Annotated in this window: 19 protein-coding genes; 4 read left to right on the top strand and 15 right to left on the bottom strand. The window is 72.3% G+C overall.

What is annotated here, in order from left to right:
- Position 1 precedes the first annotated feature (1 nt).
- The 12 genes from ACZ56V_RS22825 to ACZ56V_RS22770 form a co-directional block, all read right to left on the bottom strand.
- On the bottom strand, positions 2-1234 hold the full coding sequence (locus tag ACZ56V_RS22825) for an O-antigen ligase domain-containing protein (RefSeq protein WP_467380226.1): 1233 nt from the start codon (positions 1232-1234) through the stop codon (positions 2-4).
- A 1-nt stretch (position 1235) separates the two neighbouring features.
- Positions 1236-2771: a right-handed parallel beta-helix repeat-containing protein gene (locus ACZ56V_RS22820; RefSeq protein WP_468944732.1), complete on the bottom strand. Its 1536-nt coding sequence runs from the start codon at positions 2769-2771 to the stop codon at positions 1236-1238.
- Between the two features lie 22 nt (positions 2772-2793).
- Positions 2794-4761 carry an alginate lyase family protein gene (locus tag ACZ56V_RS22815; RefSeq protein ID WP_468944729.1) on the bottom strand — a complete coding sequence of 656 codons (1968 nt, stop codon included), beginning with the start codon at positions 4759-4761 and terminating at the stop codon, positions 2794-2796.
- Positions 4758-6953: a bi-domain-containing oxidoreductase gene (locus ACZ56V_RS22810; RefSeq protein ID WP_467380230.1), complete on the bottom strand. Its 2196-nt coding sequence runs from the start codon at positions 6951-6953 to the stop codon at positions 4758-4760. The genes ACZ56V_RS22815 and ACZ56V_RS22810 overlap by 4 nt, the downstream gene beginning before the upstream one ends.
- A gap of 59 nt (positions 6954-7012) precedes the next feature.
- Positions 7013-8947 carry an asparagine synthase (glutamine-hydrolyzing) gene (gene asnB / locus ACZ56V_RS22805; RefSeq protein WP_468944725.1) on the bottom strand — a complete coding sequence of 645 codons (1935 nt, stop codon included), beginning with the start codon at positions 8945-8947 and terminating at the stop codon, positions 7013-7015.
- A 3-nt stretch (positions 8948-8950) separates the two neighbouring features.
- Positions 8951-10480, bottom strand: a complete 1530-nt coding sequence (locus ACZ56V_RS22800; protein WP_467380234.1) for a Wzz/FepE/Etk N-terminal domain-containing protein — start codon at positions 10478-10480, stop codon at positions 8951-8953.
- The gene (locus ACZ56V_RS22795; protein ID WP_468944721.1) at positions 10477-11844 is read right to left on the bottom strand and encodes a Wzz/FepE/Etk N-terminal domain-containing protein; all 1368 of its coding nucleotides are present in this window, start codon (positions 11842-11844) and stop codon (positions 10477-10479) included. Before ACZ56V_RS22795 ends, ACZ56V_RS22800 begins: the two co-directional genes overlap by 4 nt.
- Positions 11841-13097 carry a glycosyltransferase family 4 protein gene (locus tag ACZ56V_RS22790; protein ID WP_468944719.1) on the bottom strand — a complete coding sequence of 419 codons (1257 nt, stop codon included), beginning with the start codon at positions 13095-13097 and terminating at the stop codon, positions 11841-11843. The genes ACZ56V_RS22795 and ACZ56V_RS22790 overlap by 4 nt, the downstream gene beginning before the upstream one ends.
- Positions 13087-14412: a nucleotide sugar dehydrogenase gene (locus ACZ56V_RS22785; RefSeq protein WP_356371848.1), complete on the bottom strand. Its 1326-nt coding sequence runs from the start codon at positions 14410-14412 to the stop codon at positions 13087-13089. Before ACZ56V_RS22785 ends, ACZ56V_RS22790 begins: the two co-directional genes overlap by 11 nt.
- 70 nt (positions 14413-14482) lie before the next feature.
- On the bottom strand, positions 14483-15961 hold the full coding sequence (locus ACZ56V_RS22780; protein WP_467380239.1) for a sugar transferase: 1479 nt from the start codon (positions 15959-15961) through the stop codon (positions 14483-14485).
- Between the two features lie 335 nt (positions 15962-16296).
- Complete coding sequence (locus ACZ56V_RS22775) at positions 16297-17412, bottom strand: MerR family transcriptional regulator (protein WP_468944715.1); 1116 nt, start codon at positions 17410-17412, stop codon at positions 16297-16299.
- Positions 17413-17430: 18 nt separating this feature from the next.
- Positions 17431-18282, bottom strand: coding sequence for a helix-turn-helix transcriptional regulator (locus tag ACZ56V_RS22770; RefSeq protein ID WP_398908949.1), 852 nt, complete (start codon positions 18280-18282; stop codon positions 17431-17433).
- A gap of 143 nt (positions 18283-18425) precedes the next feature.
- Between ACZ56V_RS22770 and ACZ56V_RS22765 the strand changes: the two genes are divergently transcribed.
- A complete protein-coding gene (locus ACZ56V_RS22765) occupies positions 18426-19205 on the top strand; it encodes an NAD(P)H-dependent oxidoreductase (RefSeq protein ID WP_467380243.1) in 780 nt (259 codons plus the stop codon).
- 34 nt (positions 19206-19239) lie between these two features.
- Here the strand turns inward: ACZ56V_RS22765 and ACZ56V_RS22760 are convergent, their stop codons facing one another.
- A complete protein-coding gene (locus ACZ56V_RS22760) occupies positions 19240-19635 on the bottom strand; it encodes an ankyrin repeat domain-containing protein (protein ID WP_467380416.1) in 396 nt (131 codons plus the stop codon).
- 99 nt (positions 19636-19734) lie between these two features.
- The gene (locus ACZ56V_RS22755) at positions 19735-21198 is read right to left on the bottom strand and encodes a catalase (protein WP_467380244.1); all 1464 of its coding nucleotides are present in this window, start codon (positions 21196-21198) and stop codon (positions 19735-19737) included.
- A gap of 122 nt (positions 21199-21320) precedes the next feature.
- Between ACZ56V_RS22755 and ACZ56V_RS22750 the strand changes: the two genes are divergently transcribed.
- From ACZ56V_RS22750 to ACZ56V_RS22740, 3 genes are all read left to right on the top strand, one after another.
- On the top strand, positions 21321-21734 hold the full coding sequence (locus tag ACZ56V_RS22750; RefSeq protein ID WP_467380246.1) for a Fur family transcriptional regulator: 414 nt from the start codon (positions 21321-21323) through the stop codon (positions 21732-21734).
- Between the two features lie 117 nt (positions 21735-21851).
- Entirely contained in the window at positions 21852-22580 is a 729-nt protein-coding gene (locus ACZ56V_RS22745) for an SDR family oxidoreductase (protein ID WP_398908958.1), read from the top strand.
- Positions 22581-23114: a hypothetical protein gene (locus tag ACZ56V_RS22740; protein ID WP_468944711.1), complete on the top strand. Its 534-nt coding sequence runs from the start codon at positions 22581-22583 to the stop codon at positions 23112-23114.
- A gap of 57 nt (positions 23115-23171) precedes the next feature.
- Here ACZ56V_RS22740 and ACZ56V_RS22735 read toward each other — a convergent pair whose 3' ends face one another.
- Complete coding sequence (locus ACZ56V_RS22735) at positions 23172-23774, bottom strand: helix-turn-helix domain-containing protein (RefSeq protein WP_356371840.1); 603 nt, start codon at positions 23772-23774, stop codon at positions 23172-23174.
- Between the last annotated feature and the right edge of the window lie 107 nt (positions 23775-23881).

Genomic DNA, 23881 nt, shown 5'->3' with positions numbered 1-23881 from the left:
CTCAGATCACCTCCGAGGTCCGCGCCCAGCGCGGGACGCGTCGTCGAGGGGGGTCGGGCATCGGCGGGGGTGTGGCCGCGGCGGGTACCGCCAGCAGGGAGGCGGCCACGGCGAGGTGCAGCAGGTACGGCGAGGCGTCGCCGAGACCCGCCTCGGTGTACGACGCGAGCGCGCAGTAGCTGATCAGGAAGATCGCGCAGGCCCTGGCCAGTGACGGCGGCCGCAGCAGCGCGACGCCGCCCAGCACCACGAAGACCGCGGCCACCAGGGCGACGCCGATCAGGCCCTGCTCGTGGTAGACGGCCAGCCAGCTGTTGTCGATCGGCAGCCCGTCGAACGACTTGTCGCCCAGGCCCATCCCGAAGACCTTCTCCCCGGTCGTCCGGGGCGCCGCCAGCAGGGCGTCCCAGACCTTGGCCCGGCCGGTGAGATTGCTGAAGTTCTCCTCGCTCTGCCCGCGCAGGAACCACGCCTGCAGCGCGGAGGCGAACACCACGGCGGCCACCGCGGCGCACAGCACCGCCCAGGAGAAGAAGCGGCGGGCGGCGGCGCTGGTCAGGGTGAGCGAGCCGATCGCGAGCGTCAGACCGACGAGCAGGCCGAGCGTGGCCGTACGGGTGTGGGTGAGTACGAGCAGGACGAGTGAGGGCACGATGACCAGCGCCGCGCTGCGCCGGTCGGTCCGGTGGCCCAGGACGAGCAGCACGGCGAGCCCGATGATCACCGCGGCGTACTGTCCGATCTGCGGCGGGGTGAGCGGCCACAACGCGCCGACCAGCCGGCCGCCGTAGAGGTCGGGCATGGCCGCGCCCGGCGAGACGAGCGCGCCGGCGGCCACCGAGCACAGGACGACGAAGTACATCCGGATGTGGTGCCGGACGAACGTCGGTCCGCCGTCCCACCATCGGCTGAGCAGCCACAGCGTGCCGAGGAAGAGGGCCATCCGGGCGCAGCGGAACAGCGCGCCGAGCCCGGACTGCAGGTCCGCGCTGGAGATCAGGCTCGGCACCAGCAGCAGGGTGAGCAGGAACAGGAAGGCACTGGCGCGCACCCGCAGCCGGAGATTGAGCGCGAGCGCCAGCGAGAACGCGGCGGCCAGCGCGCCCATGGTGACCATCTGGATGAGCGAACGGGGGAGCGGGACGACGGTCTCCGCCCCCGCGGAACCCAGGGTGTTGAGGACCAGCAGCCCCCAGACCGTCCCGACCGGTTTCGGCGTGCGCTCCGCGTCCATCTCAACCACCGTCCCGAGCGCGCAGGGTGCTGCCCGCGTCCTGCCGGTAGGGCGCGCCCTGCCACTGTCCGAAGTCGAGGACCCGGCTCGGGTCGTGGGCGACGAACTTCCACGGACCGACGTAGACGTTGTCGTGCCAGCGGTTGTGCTGCCGGTGGGTGACGGCCTCGGCCACCCGCTCGCCCTGGTACGGGGACCAGTCCGGATAGGTGCCGTAGTTGGCCAGCAGCGCCATGCGGTCGCAGTTCGACGTGCACTCCACGACGGTCTTGTCCAGGACGAAGCGGTTGTCGTGGACGTCCACCCGCTGGGTCTTCCAGCGGCAGTCGGCGTACAGCGGTGCCTTGGCGATCGCCGGGCGCGCGCAGCGCCCGATGTCCTTCACCAGCAGCGTGCAGTCGCCGGAGGAGGTGTTGGCCGGACTGTTGCAGAACCGGTCGGCGTTCTCCCACAGGGTGATGCCGGACCAGTTGTCCTCCAGGACGTTCTCGTAGATCTCGATCTTGTCGGTACGGGCCTCGACCCGCGGTTCACCGCCGGACTCGGAGAGGTAGACGGTGGCGAACGGGAAGTTGTCGCCGCCGTCGGTGTTCTCCCGGCCCTCGACCCAGTTGTTCCGCCGGATCGTGTTCCCCCGCACGACCGCGTTGTAGCTGGTCTCGTAGATCAGCGCGGCACCGTCGTTGCCCTCCAGCACGTTGTCCTCGATGAGGAAGTCGTTGTTGTTGGTGTCCGCCCACAGGCCGGTCCCGCGGTTGTGGTGCACCCAGTTGCCGCGGACGTCGGCGCCCTGGACGGCCCAGAACTTGACGCCCCCGGTGCAGCCGCAGCCCGGCCGCTTGCGCTCCCAGTCGCCGGTGTTGTTGCCCGTGATCTCGTTGCCCTCGACCACCAGGTCGTTGATGGTGCCGTCGCCCTTGTACGCGTTCAGGCCGTACTGGCCGTTGTCACGCAGACAGCTGGCGCGGACCTCCTGGCGGTCACCGGCCATCAGCCCGGCGCCGGAGTTGTCCTCGACCGTGGCGTGCTCGATCACCCACCCGTCGGCCGAGTCGTGGTTGACCACGCCCTCGTCGTGCGGCGCGACGAAACCCCGCACCGTGAGGTGGCTGATGGTGACGTCGCGCGCGCTGCCGCCGAACGCGTACCGGTTGGTCTCGCGTCCGTCGAGCACCGCGCCCGGCGCGCCGAGGTAGCGGTTCCCCTCCTTGGGGACGACCTGGGAGTACCGGTCGGGTGCGAGCCGGTGCTTGCCCGGCCGCAGCCAGAAGGTGGTGTGCGCGGGGCTGTTGCGGGTCTTGGCGGCCAGGTCGCCGACGACCGCCGGATCGACGGTCACCGCACCGGCCGGTGCCTTCGCCGGTCCGGCCTCGGGTTTGGCGCACACCCGGGCCCCGGGGGGCCCGTCCGACGGGGCGGACGACGCGGACGGTCCCGGCGACGGCGCGTCCGACGTGCCGACACAGCCGCCCGCCAGCAGCGCCAGCGCCAGTGCCGCCGCAGCCGAACGAGCCCCGCTCCGCCAGGTGATCCCCATGCGTCCTCCCCCCTTCCTGTGCCTAGTCGCGGAACCCGAGTACGGTCGTGAAGCCCTGCGCGCCGTCGGTGAAACCGGTGCCGACCAGCGTGGTGGCCGGTTCCTTGCGCCCGAAGCCGGGGGAGTACCAGCCCAGCGGCGGGTCGGTCTCCCCGCGATGCGCCCGCCAGGACAGCCCGCCCGGCAGGCCGAGCACCGCCGAGCGCTCCTCGCCGTCCCGGGCCCAGGTGAGCACGGCACGGCTCCCGGCCAGGTCGGCGGAGACCGCCGGGCCGAGGTGGAACGCGAGACGCACCGCCCGGCGCGGGCCGCGTACCTCGTCCACCACCCGCAGCTCACGGGTCGCGGCCGTCAGCTCCACCCGGCGGCGGTGTACGGAACCCCCGTACCCGTCGTGCTCGGCACACCAGCGGGACACCCCCTCGTCGGAGGTGTCCACGGCCAGCACGCGGCTGCGGGCGTGCCGGGTCCACAGGAACGGGCCGCCGGAGACGGACTGGTCGGTGCCGTCCAGCTCCAGGGTGTTGTGGCCGAGGGTCGACCGGAAGTACCGCCGCCACACGGGCTGCCCGTGGTAGCAATACGTCCCCGGGTCGGCGAGCACGTCGACCCCGTCGTGCCGCACCTCCACCGAGAGCGCGTCCGCGTGGGCGTGCGCCGCGATGGAGAGGAAGCCGTGCGGACCACCGTCGCAGCGGCACCAGATCCCCGCCGGACCGCGCAGGACCGTGAGCCCCGCGTCCGCGAAGTGGGCCGGCCTGCGCGCCGGACGGGTCACGGCCGGACCGGCGCCCCCCTTGCCGTACGGCCGGATCAGCGCGGCCAGCAGCGGGGTGCGCACATCGGTGCCGGTCACCGTCGGCCACCACGGGAGGGAGCCGAACACGGCGTCCCCGGTGGCCAGCAGCGAGGCCCAGCGGTCGGTGCCCGCGCCGTCCACCACCAGGCCGTGTCCGTCGTCCGCGTCCCCCTGACGCGGCGGCCGCAGTGAGTCGTCCACCACGGCGGCGAGCGCGTCGGTCATCCGCAGCAGCACCAGCCGGACCGCCGCGGGCACCGGCACACCGGCGGCGTCCGCCTCCGCCACCGCGGCCAGGCCGAGTTCCAGCACCAGACCGTGGTACTCGGTGGCCAGCTCGCGGTTGAGACCGGAGGGGAACGTGTTGCCGCGCAGGTGCCGCTCCAGCGACCGCAGCGCCTCGTCCCGCCAGCGCGCCGAGGCGGGGAACCAGTCGAAGGCGCAGGCCGCGGCCAACTGCCCGGCGGCCTCCGCCACCACGTGGTTGTTCGCCGACGATCCCCGGCTGGGGAAGGCGGCCAGCCAGCGCTGGTGGTGCCAGATCTGCTTCAGGGCCGCCGGGTTGTCCTCGAAGAGGGCGGCCGCGCCCGGCCAGCCGTCGAGCAGCCGGCGGATCCACACCCACGACAGCAGCCGGACGCCCAGCTCGATGCCGCTGACCCAGTGCACCCCGCGCAGCGGCGCGTTGGACGCCCACCACGACCGCAGGTGCTCGGCCACGCGCTCGGCGTACCGCTCGTTCCCGGTGACCGCGTAGGCGGCGGCGAGCACCGTCAGGTACTGGTGCCGGGACGGCTCCCAGATCTGCTTGATGTCCCCTACCGCGTCCTCGTCGCGGTAGGGCACGTCGAAGGCGTAGCCGCCCGGCGCCCGGCGCCCGGTCTTCGGGTCGTACCACCAGTCCGGGTCGGCCAGATCGTCGCGGGCCACGCCGAAGTACTCGACGTGCCCGGCCATCAGGCGGTCCGCCTCCGCGACGAGGCGTTTGGCGGCGTCCGGCGGCACCGCGGCGAGCGTCCCGGCGGGCAGGGCCGCGGTGAACCGGGCCCCGGTCACGCTCGGGACCTCCGGCCGCGCCGACCGCCACCGCCGCCTGCGCACCGTGTCGCCCACCCGGCCGCCCACCTCACGCGGCCCCATCCGGGACAGCCGCCGCAGGTACCAGCCCGGACTCCCCGGGGTCACGGTCATCGCGCCTCCGCCAGGGTCACCGGAGCGCCGCCGGTCAGGGCGGCCCGCACGGCCAGGGTGGCCGTCGTGGTGGCGACCAGCGACCCGAGCGGCACCGGCATCGGCCCGCCGGTCCGCACCGCCCGGACGAACGCGGCCAGTTCGGCCGACTGGCCCTTGTCCCGGGCCTTGGGCAGCCGCGAACTGACCCAGCGCTTGCGCCCGTCGTAGACGGACGTGCGGACGAAGTCGTCGAGTTGCAGCACCTTGCCGTCCGCGACCAGGTCCAGCGTCTCCTTGGGGAATCCCGCCGCGCCGGTGGTGACGTAGCTGATGGTGGCGGTGGACCCGTCCGGGTAGCCCAGCACCACCTGGAGGTCCTCGTTGCCGGACGGGGCGAGGGCGTACACCGAGACCGGGTCGGCGCCCAGCAGCCAGCTCGCCGTGTCGACGAAGTGCCCGCCCTCACCGGCGAACCGCGAGCCCTCGGTGCCCTGCTGGAGGTACCAGCTGCCGTGGTCGAGTCGCCCCGCGTTGACCAGATAGCGCAGGCTCGCCGGTCCGGTGCGCTCGCCGAACCGCTTCCTGGCCTCCTGGAGCAGCGGTGCGAACCGGCGGTTGAAGCCCACCTGCAACCGGTCGTTGCCGGCCTCCTCCACCGCGGCGAGCACGCCGGTCAGCTCGTCCTCGGTGAGCGCCAACGGCTTCTCCACGAACACGGCCTTGCCGGCCAGCAGCGCCTTGCGGGTCAGCTCGGCGTGCGAGCTGTGCCGGGTGACGACGAATACCGCGTCGACGGACGCGTCGCCGAGCACGGCGTCCAGATCGGTGGTCGCCCTCCCGAAGCCGAACTTGCGCTGCGCGTTGGCCGCGGACAGAGCCGTCGTGGTGACGACCGTCGACAGTTCGACGCCGTCGCGCCGTGCCAGGTGCGGCAGCAGCATCGACGTCGCGTAGTTCCCCGCGCCCACGAACGCCAGGCGCACCGGCGTCTTCGCCGCCCGCGGCGGGGCGGAGCGCTTGCCGCCGCTCGGCACCGCGGGCACGGTCAGCGCCGGGGCCTCGGCCGACGCCCCTTCCTCCTCGGTGGATTCGGGATACCGGAACAGCACGGCCACGGCCTTGAGATCGCCGTCCTTGAGGCTCTGGTACGTCTCCACGGCGTCGTCGAAGGCGGCCGTGCGGGTGATCAGCGGCTCCACGTCGACGCGGCCCCGGGCGACGAGACCGAGGAAGCACGCCAGGTTGCGCCGCTCGGTCCAGCGCACGTAGCCGATCGGGTAGTCCCGCCCCTCGATCTCGTACTCCGGGTCGTAGCGCCCGGGTCCGTAGGAGCGGGAGAACCGGACGTCCAGCTCCTTCTCGTAGTACGCGTTCCACGGCAGGTCCAGGCGGCACTTGCCGATGTCGACGACCCGGCCGCGGTCCCGGCACAGCCGCGCGGCCAGCTCGACGGGCTGGTTGCTGGCACCGCCGGCGGCCAGGTACACCTGGTCCACTCCGTGGCCGTCGGTGAGTTCGGCCACGGCATTCTCCACGGCCGGGGCCGCCGGGTCGCCGCAGGCCGCCGCGCCCAGCCGCTCGGCCAGCTCGCAGCGCACCGGGTCGGGGTCGACGCCGACGACCCTGACGCCCGAGGCGGTGAGCAACTGCACCACCAGCTGCCCGATCAGCCCGAGCCCGATGACCAGGGCCACCTCGCCGAGCCGCGACTCGCCCTGGCGGACCCCCTGGAGCGCGATCGAGCCGACGGTGCCGAAGGCCGCGTGCCGCGGCGCGAGGCCGTCCGGCACCGGGGCGTAGAGGTTCTTCGGGACCCAGTTCAACTCCGCGTGCAGGGCGTGCTCGTTGCCCGCGCAGGCCACCAGGTCGCCTGCCTTCACGTCGTCGATCCCGGCGCCGACCTGCTCGACCACCCCGCACAGCGAGTAGCCGAGCGGTGTGTAGGAGTCCAGCTTGCCCATCACCTTGCGGTAGGTGGCGGGCACCCCGTTGGTGGCCACGCTCTGCACGACCTTGGCCACCTGGTCCGGCCGGGAACGGGCCTTGCCCAGCATCGACATGCCGGCCTCGGACACCTTCATCAGCTCGGTGCCGGTGGAGATCAGAGAGTAGGCGGTCCGCACCAGCACACCGCCCGGCTTGCAGCCCGGCACCGGCACGTCGAGCAGCGCCAGCTCGCCGCTCTTGTAGTTCTGCACAACTTGTTTCACCCGAAGTCCTCTTGTCTCTGTGCCGGTTGTCTCTGTGCCGGTCGGTGCGCCGGGAGGCCCTACACCGTCGATGGAGGGTTTTGGTCGGCCCCCGAGGTCGCGCCGCGGTACCAGTACTCGAGGGTCAGCACGTGCCACAGGTGCTTGGAGAAGTCCCGCTGCCCGGCGGCGTCCTCGGCGACCAGCCACCGCAGCGCGTCGCGCCGCAGGAAACCGGACCGCACCAGCTCGCCGTCGTTGACCACCTCGCGCACCAGCGGCGCCAGGTCCCGGCTCATCCAGGCCCGCAGCGGGGCGCTGAACAGGCCCTTGGGCCGGTACACGATCTCCCGGGGCAGGACCGACGTGGCCGCCTCCTTCAGGACGGCCTTGCCCTGCCGGCCGACGATCTTGCGGTCGCCGGGGAAGGTGAACGCCGCCTTCACCACCTCGACGTCCACGTACGGCACCCGGACCTCGGTCGAGGCGGCCATGCTGGAGCGGTCCGTGTAGGCGAGGTTCAGGCCCGGCAGGAACATCCGGGCGTCGCCCAGGCACATGCGGTTCACGAAGTCGTCGAGGTCGTTGTCCTGGTAGACGTCCGCGTGCTCGGCCAGCACGTCCTCGACCGTCCCCGCCAGGTCCGGGTCGATCAGGGCGAGCAGCTCCTCCCGGTCGTACATCGTGTAGCTGCGCCGGAAGGCGGTCTCCTCCGGCAGATCGGCGAAGGAGAGGAACCGCTTCGCGAAGCGCACCGAGCGGTAGCCCCGACGGCTGGTCGCGACCGGCAGCAGGTCCACGGCCGCGGACAGCCCGCGCCGCAGCGGCCGCGGGACGCGCTGGTAGCGCAGCGCCAGCACGTTGGCCAGGTGCTTGCGGTAACCGGCGAACAGCTCGTCGGCGCCCATCCCCGAGAGCATCACCTTGACCCCGGCCTCCCGGGCGGCCGAGCAGATCAGGAAGGTGTTGATCGCGGCGGGGTCGCCGATCGGCTCGTCCAGGTGGTACGTCATCCGCGGCAGCAGGTCGAGCACGTCGGGGGCGATCTCGATCTCGTGCAGGTCGACGCCGAACCGCTCGGCCACCTGACGGGCGTAGCGCAGGTCGTCGGGCATCGCCTCGAACCTGGCGTCCTCGGCGCGGAACCCGATCGTGTAGGCGGAGATCCCGGGCCGCTCGCGGGCCGCCAGCGCGGTCAGATAGCTGGAGTCCAGCCCACCGGAGAGGAACGTCGCCACCGGCACGTCGGAGAGCAGGTGGCGCCGGGTCGACTCCTCGACCACGGCGGCCAGATCCGGCCGCTCGCCGCCCAGGGCACGCTCCCGGCCCTCGGCGGCGACGTCCTTCAGGTTCCAGAACCTGCCGCGCTCCACCCGGCCGTCGGGCCGGCACCGCAGCCAGCTCCCCGGCGGCAGCTTCTCCGCCTCGCGGAACGCGCAGCGCGAGTCCGGCACCCAGTAGTACAGCAGCGAGGCCACCAGCGCCGCGTGGTCCACCTCCAGCTTCCCGCCGGTCACGGCGGCGAGCGCCTTGAGCTCGGAGGCGAACACCAGACCCCCGCCGCGCCGCAGCAGGAACAGCGGCTTGATGCCGAGCTGGTCGCGGGCGAGCACCAGTTCACCGGTGCGCTCGTCGAACACCGCGAACGCGAACATGCCGCGCAGCCGGGCCAGGCAGTCGGTGCCCCAGCGCCGCCAGGCCTCCAGCACCACCTCGGTGTCGGAGGTACCGCGGAAGCGCACCCCGGCGGACTCCAGGTCACCGCGGAGTTCGGGGGCGTTGTACAGCTCGCCGTTGTACGTCAGGGCGAGACCGTCCGAGACCATCGGCTGGGCGCCGGTCCCGGACAGGTCGATGATGGCCAGCCGACGGTGCCCGAGCTGCACCTCGCCGTCACCGGCGGGGTGGCTGTAGCGGCCCGCCCCGTCCGGACCGCGGTGGGCGAGGACGTCGGTGAGCCGGTCGGTCACGGCCTTGCCGTCCGGCCAGTGGTACGTGCCTGCGATGCCACACATGTGCTACCGCGCCTCCTGATCGCTGTCCGGGACCGTCGTGGCCGGCATCGGCGGCCGTTCCACGCGAAACCTCCCCGTCCCGTTGTGTCGCCTCGGCCGATCGTCGTGGCCGCGCGGCGCGAGGTGCGGACCGTCCCACAGGGTGCCGTCGGTCCGGTCACGCGGATCGGGGTCGATCAGGACCACCCCGATCACCGCGATGCGCTGGTCCGCGAGTTGCCGCGCCACGGTGTGCAGCCAGGCGGCGCTGCCGTGCCCGGCCCGCACGACGAGCACCGTCCTGCTGCCGAGGTAGTGGAGGTCGGTCCACGCGGTACCGGGCGCCACCGAGCCGACGCCGAGCCGGCGCACGTGGTGCGGTTCGGCGGCGGCCCGCTCGCCGCTCAGCACGGTGGGGCCCCCGGACTTGCGGCGGGCGCCCGCGAGGTCCGTGCCGGGCAGCGCGTCGACGACGACCACGGGCCCGTCCGCCTCCAGTGCTCCGGCGACGTCCAGGGCGATCAGGCCGGTGCCGCGCGCACAGCCGAGTTCCAGCAGCGACACCGGTTCCGCGGAGCCGCGCACGATGCGGGCCAGGGTGGTGGTGAGCCGTTCGCGTGCCGCCCGGGTCCGCCGGCCCTGCCACGACCGGGCCGACCGGTGCGGCCCGCGGCGCAGCTCGGCGAGGACCGAGGCGCCCAGGTTCGCGGCGATCTCCCGGCGCAGCACGGGGCGGTCCGCCACCACCGCGCCGACCGCGGCCAGCGCGAGCCCGAGAACGAGCCCGAGGGCCAGCCCGATCCCGGCGTCGGTGCCCACGGCCCTGGGCAAGGAGTGCCGCACCGCGTGCGGGGCGTCCACGATCTTCGTGCCGGCGACTACTTCGGGCGTGCCGGTGAGCGCCTCCGCGGCCCGCTGGTCGAACTCGGCGATCCGCGAGTCGAGCTCGGCCCGGCGGGCGAAGAGCGACTCGATGCTCGCCGACGCGTCCGGTTCGTCGTCCGGTGAGCGGTCCCCGATCGACTTGTTGACCTCGGCGAGTTCCTTGCGCATGCGGTCACGCTGGTCCAGCAGGGACTCGGACTCGGCCTCGGCGGCCTCCCGCATCCGCCGCACGTGGTCCGCGACGAACGTTTCGGCCAGCGCCTTGGCCCGGGCCACCGCGTCCGCGTCGCTGTCACCCGTCACGTCGATCTGCAGCAGGTTGTTGGTCAGTCCGGTGCCCCGATAGTCCTGCATGAAGTCTTCCGGGTCCTCCCGGGAGTCGAGCGACCGCAGGGCCGCGGCGGCGATCCGGGTGGTGTCCAGTAGCTCGACATCGGTGCGGATCAGCGTTCCGGTGTCGTTCGGCTGGTCGTCCTTGTGCGCGACCAGCACCTTGGTCACCGCGGCCGGCCGGGGCGGCAGCAGGACCGCCACCGCCGCGCCCGCCAGCAGGCCCAGCAGGGCCAGGGAGGCCCACAGGCGCCGCCGCCTGCGCACCGCCACGACCAGTGCCTGAAGGTCCAGCAGCGGAGCGGAGGCGGACGACTGCGAAGCCGTACTCGTCGTCATGCGGCACCTCCCGTCGCCCGCTCGTGCACCGGAGCCGCCGCGGTGGCGTTCTCCGGAGGGCGGCCGGACGAGCCCGTGGGACGGGCCCGGACCGCGTCCGCGACGACGACGCCGACGACCTCGTGTCCGCCGTCCGCACACGCCTCGGCGAGGCCGGCGAGTTCCTCCGCGGTGCGGCTGCCCGCGCCGAGCACGACCAGGACACCGGACTCGATGTCGCGGTCCGGCACCATCGGCCGGGCCACCGAGACCTCCACCACCCGCAGCAGCGGTTCGCCCTCGGCCTCGGCGGCGATCCGCTCGGCGGCCCGCCGGGCGACCTCGTCGTCGTCGGGTACGACGACCAGCAGCCGCCGGGCGGCCGGCAGCCGTTCCCGCAGACGCGCGCACACCCGCCGGTAGCGGATCCGCCGCCCGGCCTCGTCGCCGGAGCACCGCGGGGCCGGCAGGTCCCACCGGACGTCGGTGCCCAGCAGCCGCCGGAGCCGGGCCCGCGCGCCGCGTGCCTTCGGCCGGTGGGCGCGCCGGTCACCGGCTACGTCGACGGTGCCCAGCGACGCCGAGCGCAGCGCCGCGGCGATCTCGGGTTCGGAGCGCAGCCGCCGGTTCACCCGCGCCGAGGCCAGATGACCGACGACCGCGAGCACGAAGAACAGCAGCGCGCCGCCGCCGACGAGCTGCAGCCGCGTCGGCGGAGCCTCGCCGCCCGGTCGGGGCGCCGGTCCCATGACGACCAGGCCCGCCCTGTTGTTCGCCGGGTCGGCCTCCTCCAGCTTCTGCATGGCCTCCTGCAGCGTGGTGCGCAGCTTCTCCAGCTCGGTGCGGGCCTGCACACTCTCCACGGTCTGCCCCGGATCGGCCGCGTTGGCCAGGTCGGTGATCCGCTGGTTGGTCCGCTTCACCTGCTCCCGCAGCGCCTCCGGCCCCGCAGCCTCGTCGGGATCGGTGCTGCCGCTCGCGATCCGTGCCGCGAACGTCACGAACTGCTGGGCCACTTCGTCGGAGAGCCGCTGCGCACGCTCCGGGGTCTCGGCCGTCCCGGAGATCTTGATGACGTTCCCGTCGGCGGTCTCGGCGCTCACCCGGTCGCGCAGCTCGCTGTCGCCGACCCCGCTCCAGTCGAGCGCCTCGCCCGCCCGGTCGACCACCGACGAACTGGTCGCGATCTCCACCTGCGTGACCAGTTCGCGCTCTTCCCACTGTCCCGGCAGCAGGACCGATGCGGACGCCGTGTAGCGCGGCGGGAACAGCACCGAGACGCCGTAGCCGACGAGTGCGCCCACCACGACGAGGACGGCGAGCAGCCGCCGGCGCCGACGGAGAATTCGCCCGACCGTGACCAGGCGTATCGTGTCATCGCTCAACGGCGCGGCCTTCTCCCTGCTGTGCGGCAGGCGGCGGCGTACGCGGCGAGCAGCGCCGTCTGCGAGTTGCGCCAGGAGAGCTGTCCGTTGACGCGCTCCTGGCCGATCTTGCCCATCCGGGCGCGCTCGTCCGGGTCGTCCAGCAGCCCCGCGATGAGCCCGGCGAACTCCGTCTCGTCGTTGGCGGGGGCGTAGAGGGCGGCGTCACCGGCGGAGACGCGCGCCTCCCGGAGGTCGAACGAGACGATGGGCCGGCCCATCGCCATGTACTCCAGGACCTTGTTCATGGTCGACACGTCGTTGAGCGGGTTGCGCGGGTCGGGGGAGAGGCACACGTCCGCCGTGGACAGGTAGCGCACCAGGTCGGCGTCCGGAATGCGCCCGGTGAACCGCACCTGCTCGCCGAGCCCCAGCGACCGGGACAGCTCCACCATCGCGTCGAAGGCGTCACCGGAGCCGACGAACACCGCGTGCCAGTCGGTCCGCCCCACCTCGTCGCGCAGCTTCGCCAGGGCCCGCAGGGCGTAGTCGACGCCGTCCTGGGGGCCCATCACACCGAGGTAGCACAGCAGATGGGGCTTGCCGCGCTTCAACTCCGGCTCCGGGGCCACCGGTTGGAAGCGGTCGGTCGCGGGCGCGCTGCGCACCACGAAGACGTCCTCGGGGCGGCGGCCGCCCCGGCGTATCGCGACGTCCTTGTAGCTCTCGTTCGTGGCGAGCACGATGTCCGCGGCCCGGTAGGTCATCCGTTCCAGGGCGCACACCGCGTGGTAGAGCAGGTCCTTGCCGCGGCCGAAGCGGGAGAGGTACAGCTCGGGTATCAGGTCGTGCTGGTCGAAGACGAACCGCGCGCCGCGCCGTTTGAGCCACAGGGCGGGCAGGAACAGCAGGTCGGGAGGGTTGCAGGCGTGGACCACGTGGACCGGGCCGACCCTGCGGGCCAGCCGGAAGGTGTGCCAGAGTGCCGCCCCGTACTCCCGCAGGTAGCCGGCCGGTCCTCCGGTGGCCGCGCGCAGCGGGTAGCGGTGGATGCGCACCCCGTCGACGACCGCTTCCCGCTCCGTGTCCCGCTTGGTGCCCGTGGGGCAGATGACGTGCACGTCCCAGCCCGCGTCGCGCAGGGTCGTGCACTCCTGCCACACCCGCCGGTCGAAGGGCACCGACAGGTTCTCCACCAGGATCAGCGCGCGCCGTCCCGGCCGGTCGCCGGCGCCGCCGAGCGGCGTGGCACCGGACGTCGTGTCACCAGGCAAGGCCCACGTACCCCGGTTCGGTCCGGCGCGTGTCGGCGTCGGGAAGGTGGATGAGGTCGATCAGCAGCGGCCCCCCGCTGTGGGGGAGCGCCGCCAGCACGGCCGGGTCCTTGGTCCCGACCAGGCACACCTCGGCGTGTTCGAGGACCTCGTCGACGGAGTCCGCGAGCAGCTGGGCGAGGTGCGGCAGCCGGGTCTCGACGTACTCGCGGTTCGCGCCGAGCAGCCGGGACAGGCTCACGTTGGCGTCGTGGATCCTGAGGTCGTATCCCTTGCCGAAGAGCCGCTCCGCCAGTTCGACGAGCGGGCTCTCCCGGAGGTCGTCGGTGCCGGGCTTGAAGGACAGCCCGAACAGCCCGACCCGGCGCTTCCCGGTGCGCTCCACCAGCTCCACCGCGCGCTCCAGGTGTGCGGAGTTGGAGGGCAGCACGTGGGCCAGGATGGGCACCGACACGTCGGCCCGCTGCGCCGCGTGGACCAGGCTGCGCAGGTCCTTGGGCAGGCAGGAGCCGCCGAAGGCGAAGCCGGGACGCAGGTAGGCGGGGCTGATGTTCAGCTTGCGGTCGGCCAGGAAGACGTCGATCACCTGGTGCGAGTCCACCCCGAGCGCCTGGCACACCGCGCCCAGCTCGTTCGCGAAGCCGATCTTGAGGCCGTGGAAGGCGTTGTCCGCGTACTTGATCGCCTCGGCCGTCGCGACCGGCACCCGGAACACCTCGCCGGGCAGGCTGTCGTACAGGGCCAGCACCGCGTCGCCGCTGGCCGGGTCGAGTTCGCCGATGACGGTCTTGGGCGGGTCGAAGAAGTCCCGCACGCTCGTGCCCTCGCGCAGGAACTCCGGGTTGACCGCGACCCCGAAGTCCACCCCGGCGGTGCCGCCGACGTACTTCTCCAGGATCGGCACCAGCAGGTTCGCGCAGGTGCCCGGGAGCATGGTGCTGCGGAACACCACGGTGTGCCGTCCGCCGTGTCCGCCACGGTCCGCCAGCGCGGCGCCGATCTCCTCGGTGACCCGTTCCAAGTACGTCGTGCACAGGCTGCCGTTGGGCTCCGACGGGGTGCCCACGCAGACCAGGGATATCTCGCTCCCCATGATCGCCTCGCGGACGTCGCCGGTGGCGCGCAGCGCTCCGGTGCCCACGACCTCGGCGATCAGTTCCCCGATCCGCTCCTCGACCACCGGGGCCTTGCCGTCGTTGACCAGGTCGACCTTCACCTGGTTCACATCCACCCCGATGACCTCGTGCCCCATGCCGGCCAGGCACGCGGCCGACACGCAGCCCACGTAGCCGAGGCCGAAAACGCTCACCCTCATGACCCGTTCCTCCCCCCAGGCAGGCCCCGACGGCCTGCGATCCGCGCGTCGGCCCGGCGGCCCCCGCGCATCAGTACGCCCCCTGCCCGTGGACCACGGCGCGCAGCGTCTTCCACAAGATCACTGTGTCCAGCGCGAGCGACCAGTCCTCCACGTACCGCAGGTCCAGCCGGACCGCCTCCTCCCACGGCAGGTCGCTGCGTCCGCTGATCTGCCACAGGCCGGTGAGTCCGGGCTTGACCAGTAGGCGTCTTCGGATGTCCGGGCCGTACGCCGCGGACTCCTCCGGCAGCGGAGGCCGCGGACCGACGAGCGACATCGATCCGGTGAGCACGTTGAACAGCTGCGGCAGCTCGTCGATCGAGTACCGGCGCAGCACCGCCCCGACCCGGGTCACCCGCGGGTCCCGGCGGAGCTTGAACAGCAGGCCCGCGCCCTCGTTGCGGTCGGCCAGCGCGGCCCGCGCCCGGTCGGCCCCGGCGACCATGGTGCGGAACTTGAGAATGGTGAACTCGCGGCCGTCCTTGCCGACCCTGCGCTGGCGGTAGAACGCCCCGCCCCGGCTGTCCACCAGGATGAGCAGTGCGACGAACACCATCAGGGGCGCGAACAGCGTCAGCAGGATCGCCGCGCCCAGCCGGTCGACCACGGCCTTGACGGCCCGGCGGCCCCCGGTGAAGGTCGGCATGCTGACCCGCAGCAGCGGGATCCCGAGCACCGCGTCGACGTGCAGCCGCGGACCGGCCACCTCCATCAGCACGGGCGCCACGACCATCTCGGCTTCGCTGCCCTCGAGGTTCCAGGCCAGCCGCTGCAGCCGGTGCGGTGACCAGTGCGGGTCCGGGGTGACCGCGACCACCCGGTAGCCGTCGCGGCGGACGTGGTGGGCGACGTCCTCCAGTGGGCCGACGACCGGCACTCCGTCCAGTTGGTCACCTTCGAGCCCGGGGCCGAGCGTCGTGCAGACCGCGTCCACGCGCCAGCCGAGGTGCGGGAACCGCCGGGTCCGGGCGATCAGATCGCGCACGGTGGCCGGGCTGCCGGCGGCGAGCACCGGTCTCAGACAGCGTCCTTCCTTGCGCTGCCGGTGCAGCCGGACGCGCAGCGCGTAGCGCGAGATCATGGTGACGATCGCGATCGCGGGGACGGCGACGAAGATCCAGAGTTTGATGTTGCGCGAGGTGAGGGCGATTCCGCCGAGCGCCAGCACGACGGTCGCCATGAACAGAGAGCGTCCGAGCCGCCGGAACTCCTCGGCGCCCTGGCCGAGCACGGCCGGTGACCACGACCGGCTCACCGCCAGCGCGCCCAGGACCAGAAGCTCGGTGCCGAACGCGAGAATGCCCCATTTCTCGTGCCAGTTGGCCGCGTCCCGGACTCCGAAGAAATTGCCGATGCCCGCCACCACGAACGCGGTGGTCACGGTATCGCTGGTGATCACGGTACGGCGGTACCGCTGCTCCCAGTCGCTCGTGAGCCGGCTGGTTGCCCCGTCCGCCAACTGCCCGCGGGCAGACGGAAACGGGCTGACCAATCCCCCTTGCCGCACAGAACCCCCCAGGTTCCCAGTGGTTCGACGTATTCGCCTAGCACTGTTCCTCCCCCTCGGGAGACCCCCGCCTCCCGCGCCGCGCTGTTCCTCCCCACGGACGGCCCCCCGGCCTGTCCGTTATCGGTCGCCTCGTGCCTGAACAGCTGAAGCACGGTCAATCTAGACCATCGGGGCCACCGTGTAGAGGGGATGTGTGTAATTCGTGCTCAAGCTTTGGGAGTTGATCAACCAACCTGTGAAGAGCCCGGGGGCGCCTTCCCGCCACCGCGTGATCCGTGCTGTCGGGTCCCACCGTGGTCTCGCCGCCGCCCGGGCCATCGCGCACCGCCGGTTCAGGCCACGAGCAGCCGGAGGCCGAGCTCCGCCGCGTCGAGATCCAGGAGGTCGCGGTTGCGCTCGGTCCAGCGGCCGGAGGAGAGGTCGTCGCGGAGCTGGGCCACCGCCCGCCGCTCGGCCCGCGGCCCGACTCTGGTCCACACGGAGACCGCGCGGCGTACGTGTTCCTCCAGATACGCCTCCGGCCGGCGCCAGTAGGCTTCCAGGAAGCCGTCGGCGCAGTCCCAGGGGATGAGCACCGGCTCCAGGCGGGCCCCGATCGCGCGGGCCAGCCGGTCCACCGGGGGCCGGTCCGCGACCAGGTCCGCGACCTCGGGCAGGTAGTCCCGGGTCAGCCAGAACCGGTGCCGCCAGCCGGTGTCGCCGGTGTCGTGCGTGAACACCACCACGCGACGGGCGACCCGGCGCATCTCCCGCAGCCCGGCGATCGGGTCGTGCCAGTGGTGAACGGTGCTGAAGGCCATGGCGGCGTCGAAGGACTGGTCCCCGAACGGCAGGCTCTCCGCGGCGGCGGCCACGCACCGTGCCGCGCCGGCGGGCCGCCGCGCCCGCATGACCGCCGACGGTTCCACCGCGGTCACCTCGCGGTCCTCGGGCTCGTAGGAGCCGGTGCCGGCGCCCACGTTCAGCACCGTGCGTGCGTCGCCGAGCGCCTCCCAGACCTTCGCGGCGATCCGCGGTTCGGTGCGCCGCGTCGCCGGGTAGGCATCACCGATCGACTCGTACAACTGCGCCCCGAACACCTTCAGTTGGTCCTCCGGCGTCGTCCTGATCCCCATCGCGCGTGCCTCCAGTTCCCTGTCGATGGCCGTCACCATGGAGGCGGCGCGGTCGCGCCGTTCCACCAGCAGGCCGCGCAGCCGGTGCAGATGCGCGACCGCGTCGGTGGCCGGGTCGTCGACCAGGTCCGCGATGTCGCGCAGTGGGAAACCGAGCCGCCGGTAGGCCAGAACCTCCCGCAGCCGCTCCACGTCGTCCGCCGCATAGGCCCGGTACCCCGCCGCGGTCCGCGCGGACGGCCGTACGAGGCCGATCTCGTCGTAGTGATGCAGCGTGCGGACGCTCACGCCGGCCAGCTCGGCCACGCGTCCCACGGTCAGGTGCTCCTCCACGTCACCGACGATGCGGCATCACGCCACGTGAGGGTCAAGCGCTCCGCTCCGGGCACCGTGCCGGTCGGCACCACCGAGCGTGCCCAGCAGACGCAGCCCGTCCTCGGCGGGGCTCCCGGGCGCGGCGGACAGGACCAGCAGTTCCATGCCCGACTCGTCGGGCAGCGCGAAGTTCTCCTGGTGCAGTTCCAGCAGTCCGACCAGCGGGTGCCGGTACGCCTTGCGGCCATGGGTGCGGGCGCGCACGTCCGCGCGGGCCCAGAGGCGGCGGAAGCGCTCGCTGCCCATCGCCAGCTCGCCGATGAGCGAGGCCAGGCGCGGATCGTCGGGGTACTTCCCCGCCGCCAGGCGCAGGTGTCCGACCACGTCGAGGGTGCATGACTCCCAGTCGGCGTACAGGCCGCGCTCGGCCTCCTCCAGGAAGATGTGCCGCGCGGTGTTCAGGCCGCGCGGCGACCGGCCGTAGAGGAGGCCGGCGAGGCGGTTCCCCGCGGCCACGTCCAGCCGGTGGTCCATGATCAGTGCGGGTGCGTCGGTGACCAGGTCGAGTACGCGCAGCAGTTCCGGCCGCAGCCGCCCGCCGGGCGACTTCACGCGGCGGCGGCGCTGCCTCGCGAGCCGGCCCAGGTGCCCGCGTTCGGTCTCGTCGAGGCCGAGGACACCGGCGAGGGCGTCCAGGACCTGTTCGGAGGGCTGGGTGGCGCGGCCCTGCTCCAGGCGTATGTAGTAGTCGACGCTGACCCCGGAAAGGTGCGCGACCTCTTCGCGGCGCAGCCCCGCGACGCGGCGGCGGCTGTCGGTGGGGATGCCGACGGAGGAGGGGTCGACCCGGGAGCGCCGGGTGCGCAGGAAGCCCGCGAGATCGTCCATGACCCCAGTATGGCTCCGGCGCCGCGCGCGAGGGTGGTCCTGCCGGTACCAGGAAGCGGGGTCCGACGGAAGCGGCGCCCCTGAACGACGCGGCCGCCGAGGCGGAGCATCGGTGGTGACAGTCCTCGTCGAAGGGAACAGCCGTGAAGACCCTCATCGTTTACGCCCATCCCGAACCCCGCTCGCTCAACGGCGCGCTGAAGGACCTCGCCGTCTCCACGCTCGAAGCCGCCGGGCACGAGGTGCGCGTGAGCGACCTGTACGCGATGGGCTGGAAGGCGGTGGTGGACGCGGCGGACTTCGGCGCGCACGCCACGAGCCCGCTGCGCGTGGTGTCGAGTTCGGGCGGGGCCTACGAGGCCGGCGCGCTGACCCCCGACGTGGCGGCCGAGCAGGAGAAGCTGCTGTGGGCCGACACGGTGGTGTTCCAGTTCCCGCTGTGGTGGTACACGATGCCGGCGATCCTCAAGGGCTGGGTGGACCGGGTGTTCTCCTTCCGCTTCGCGTACGGCGTCGGCGTGCACGACGAGACCCGCTACGGCGAGCGTTTCGGTGAGGGCACGCTGCGGGGACGGCGGGCGATGCTGTCGGTGACCGTCGGGGGCCCGGAGTCCCACTACACCGATCGCGGGATCAACGGCCCGATCGAGGACCTGCTGTTCCCGATCCACCACGGGATCCTGTACTACCCGGGGCTCGAGGTGCTTCCGCCCTTCGTGCTGTACGGCGCCGACAGGATCACCGGCGGTGCCTTCGACGACGCCGCCAAGGCGTGGCAGGAGCGTCTGCTGTCGTTGGAGACGACGGAGCCGATCGCGTTCCGGCGCCAGAACTTCGGTGACTACGACATTCCGTCCCTGCGGCTGAAGCCGGGCCTCGAAGCGCCGGGCCGCAAGGGCTTCGGCCTGCACGTGCGGGGTTAGGGCCGGCGCTTCGAGGCCAGGCTGCGGCGCCCGGTCAGCTCGCGAGCAGGTGGTCGCGGCCGAACATGGCCGCGGCGGCCCGTGCGGTCGGCGTACCGGAGTCCAGATCGGCCCCGGCCCGGAGCAGTACGGTCACCACGTCGTCGGCACCCTTGAACAGGGCACCGGCGATGGGGGACTGGTCCCTGTCGTTGCGGAGGTCCGGGTCGGCGCCGTGCCGGATCAGGGCCCGCACGGTGTCGGCGTGTCCGTGGTACGCGGCGAGCATGAGGAGGGTGTTGCCCGCCGGATCGCGTACGTCCACCGGCAGCCCGTGTGCCACGAACTCCACCAGCTGCTCGGTGTTGCCCTCCCGGGCCAGGTCCATGGCGACGGCCACGACGCGCTCCGTCTGCTCGGGAGTCAGACCACCGCTGTTGTTCATGTCCATGATGTCTCCGTGGCGGTACGCCCGCGCCGGCGCGGGCACCTCGGGGGTGCCCACGCCGGCGCGGTGCGGGTGTACCGCTCGTCGTTCCGACCGGCCGGGTCAGCGGTTGTCGGCGGCCAGGGCCTCGATGGCCTTGCGGACACCCTCGCCGTAGGCCGGGTCGGCCTTGGTGCAGTTGGCGATGTGCCGCGCGACGGTCTGCTCGGAGGCGCCGTCGATGGCGCGCGCCGTGTTCTCGAAGAGCACCTGCTGCTGCTCCGGGCTCATCTGCCGGAACAGGTTGCCGGGCTGCTCGAAGTAGTTGTCGTCGTCCTCACGGTAGTTGAACCGGTCGGCGACGGCACCCACGGCCTGGCTCGGCTCCCGGTAGGCCGGCTGCTCCTGCCAGCGCCCGTAGGAGTTGGGCTCGATGCCCGGGGTGGCTCCCTGGTTGCCGTCGACGCGCATGCCGCCGTCGCGGTGGTAGGAGTTCACCGGGTTCTTCGGGGCGTTGACCGGGATCTGGTGGTGGTTGACACCGAGGCGGTAGCGCTGGGCGTCGCCGTAGGAGAAGAGCCGGCCCTGCAGCATCCGGTCGGGGGAGAAGCTGATGCCCGGAACCACGTTGGCCGGGCTGAAGGCGGCCTGCTCGACGTCCGCGAAGTAGTTGTCGGGGTTGCGGTTGAGCTCCCACTCGCCGACCTCGATCAGCGGGTAGTCCTTCTTCGACCAGACCTTGGTGAGGTCGAAGGGGTGGAAGCGGTAGTTCTCGGCGTCGGCCTCCGGCATGACCTGGATGAACAGCTTCCACTTCGGGAAGTCGCCGTTCTCGATCGCGTCGAAGAGGTCGCGCTGGTGGGACTCGCGGTCCTTGCCGACCAGGGCCTCGGCCTCGGCGTCGGTGAGGTTCTTGATGCCCTGCTGGGTGCGGTGGTGGAACTTGACCCAGAACCGCTCGCCGTCGGCGTTGATGAAGCTGTAGGTGTGCGAGCCGAACCCGTGCATGTGCCGGTAGGAGGCCGGGATGCCGCGGTCCGACATCACGATCGTGACCTGGTGCAGGGCCTCGGGGAGGTTGGTCCAGAAGTCCCAGTTGTTCTCGGCGTTGCGGAGGTTGGTGCGCGGGTCGCGCTTCACCGCGTGGTTGAGGTCCGGGAACTTCAGCGGGTCACGGAAGAAGAAGACGGGGGTGTTGTTGCCGACCAGGTCCCAGTTGCCCTCCTCCGTGTAGAACTTCACGGCGAAGCCGCGGATGTCGCGCTCGGCGTCGGCGGCGCCGCGCTCACCGGCGACCGTGGAGAACCGGGTGAACAGCGGGGTCTTCTTGCCGATCTCCGAGAAGATCTTGGCACTCGTGTACCGCGTGATGTCGTGGGTCACCGTGAAGGTGCCGAACGCGCCCGAGCCCTTGGCGTGCATCCGGCGCTCCGGGATCACCTCGCGGTCGAAGTGGGCGAGCTTCTCCAGGAACCACACATCCTGCAACAGCATCGGACCGCGCGGGCCGGACGTCAGCGAGTTCTGGTTGTCGGGAACCGGCGCACCGGCAACCGTGGTCAGCGGCTTCTGGTTGTTCTCAGGCAAGGCTTGCTCCTCGGGTGGGTCTTCGCGGACACCACCCTACCTTGGACAGGATCTAAGGCAAGGTGTCATCTAGAGCCATATCCACTCTTGAGTTGAAGCCGAACCCTGCTAGGGTGCTGCGCATGAGTGATCTCCTTGGGCGGCTTCGCGAGCGCGGCTGGCGTCTGACCGCGCAGCGACGCGTGGTCGCCGAGGTCCTCGACGGAGACCATGTGCACCTGACCGCCGACGAGGTGCACGCCCGCGCGGCGGAGCGACTGCCCGAGATCTCCCGCGCGACGGTGTACAACACCCTGCGCGAACTGGTGCACCGCGGCGAGGTCATCGAGGTGTCGACCGACGGCCGCGCCAAGCGCTACGACCCCAACGCGCATCGCCCCCATCACCACCTGCTCTGCGCGCGCTGCGGCTCGATCCGCGACGTGCACCCGACCGGCGACCCGCTCGCGGACCTCCCGGCCTCCGAGTCCTTCGGCTTCACCGTCTCCGAGGTCGAAGTCACCTACCGCGGCATCTGCCCGGACTGCGCCGCCTGACGCCGTCGGCGATCCGCTCCCCTCTCATCCCTTCGGGGCGTTCAAAGCGCAGTCCTTCGCGCGTACCGACACAGTGGTTCCTGAACCACACGGACCCGGAAGGAAGCGAGGCGCGCCGTGAAGATCGCGGTCATCGGCGGTACGGGACTCATCGGCTCGCAGGTCGTCGAGAAGCTGAACGCGGCCGGACACCAGGCGGTTCCCCACTCGCTGTCCACCGGAGTGGACGTCGTCGGCGGCGGGGGAGTGGACCGGGCGGTCGAGGGGGCCGACGTCGTGGTCAACCTGACGAACTCGCCGACCTTCGACGACGCCTCGCCCGCCTTCTTCCGGACCTCGATGGACCACCTCCTGGCCGCGGCGCAGCGGGCCGGCACGGGCCACTTCGTGATTCTCTCGATCGTCGGTGTCGACCGGGTGCCGGAGCTGGACTACTACCGCGCCAAACTCCTCCAGGAGGAGCTGCTCCGGGACGGCCCCGTGCCGTACTCGATCGTGCGCGCCACCCAGTTCATGGAGTTCATGGCGGCCGTCCTGTCCTGGACCGCGGACGGCGACTCCGTCCGGCTGCCCGCCACGCCGATCCAGCCGATCGCCGCGAGGGACGTGGCGGCCGCGGTGGCGGAAGTCGCCGTCGGCGCCCCGTTGAACGGCATCCGCACCATCGGCGGACCGGAGGTGTTCCCGCTCGACGACCTGGGCCGCCTGACCCTCGCCCGCAAGGGCGACGGGCGTACGGTCGTCACCGACCCGGCCGCCGGCATGTTCGCGGCGGTCGAGGGAGACGTCCTCACCGACATGGACGCCCGTCTGGCCCCCACCCGATACACCGACTGGCTGTCCTGAATGGCCGAGCGCGTCGGCCACGGCCCCGCCGAGGGCGTTGCGCCGAGGGACATCCTGCGGCGCCGGCCGGAGGGGTGGCTGTTCAAGGGGATCTACGGCCTGGTACTGGCCAGCGCGCTGGTGGCCGCGCTGGATGTTCCGGGTGAGGAGGCCAACCCCGGCCAGGACGCGCTGTGGGTCCTGCTCACGGCGCTGACGTCGGGCGCCGCCCACGGGTACGCGCATGTCATCGCCCAGCGCGCGTCCGGTGGCGGGAGGGCCGGACCGGGCCGGGTGCGCTCGGTGATCGCCGAGTGGCCGCTGGCCGCCGCCGTGCTGCCGACCGTGGCGATGCTGCTCGCCGCGGCGGCCGGGTGGTGGGCGGAGGACACGGCCGCCGACACGGCCCTGGTGCTGAACACCGTCCTGCTCTTCGCCCTCGGCACCTCCGCGGCCCGCACCGCCGGGCTCGGCCGGCTGTCCTCGTGCCGCGCGGGACTCCTGGACATGCTGATCGGCCTGGTGATCATCGCCGCCGACGCACTGATCGAGTGAACCGTGGAAGGTCGTGACCTCGTCGAGCGCGGCAGGCCCGTCTGACGCCCCGCGCCGTCACTCACCCGTGTCCCGGGCACCGAGGTCGCCGCCCTCGCGCTGGTGGCCGCGGCGGGCGTCGCGGTCGAAGATGCCCAGGATCTCGCAGGGGCCGCCCGCGGTGCCGATCGCGTGCGGCAGCATCGTGGGGAACTCGGCGGCCTGGTGGGTCTCCACGCGGAAACGGCGGTGCCCGAGCATGAGGACCGCGGTGCCGGACAGGACCACGAGCCATTCGCGCCCCGGGTGGGCGCGCATACGTGCCGGATTCTCGGGCGGCGGCTGGGTCATGCGCTGACGCACCACGGTCATGCCGGGATCGCCCTTCACCGGCCAGCGCATCAGACCGTGGGCGCTGTCGATCATCGGACTGGTGATGACGTCGTCGTCGGCGGTCTCCACCAGCTGGTCCAACGTGGTGTCCAGGGCGCGGGCGAGGGTGACCAGCTGGTCCAGGGCGAGGCGGCGCCGGCCGTTCTCGATACGGCTCAGCGAGGACTGGCTGAGGTTGGCGCGCCCGGCCAGCTCCTCCAGGGACCAGCCCTGCGCGACCCGCAGGGCGCGAATGCGTTTGCGTACGAGGCTGTCCAGATCTTCATCTTCTTGCGTCATGAGCAACATGGTATGCCTTCGGCGCAAAGCGGGCCTAGTTTCGGACGCAGCCGAGCCGCACTCCCCGACCCCTTCCACGACCCGTCGGGCGGCGGCCTGCCCTGCGAAAGGAACCC

The organism is Streptomyces sp. NPDC034099 (assembly GCF_055575415.1).
This window is presented reverse-complemented; position numbering and strand designations above follow the sequence as displayed.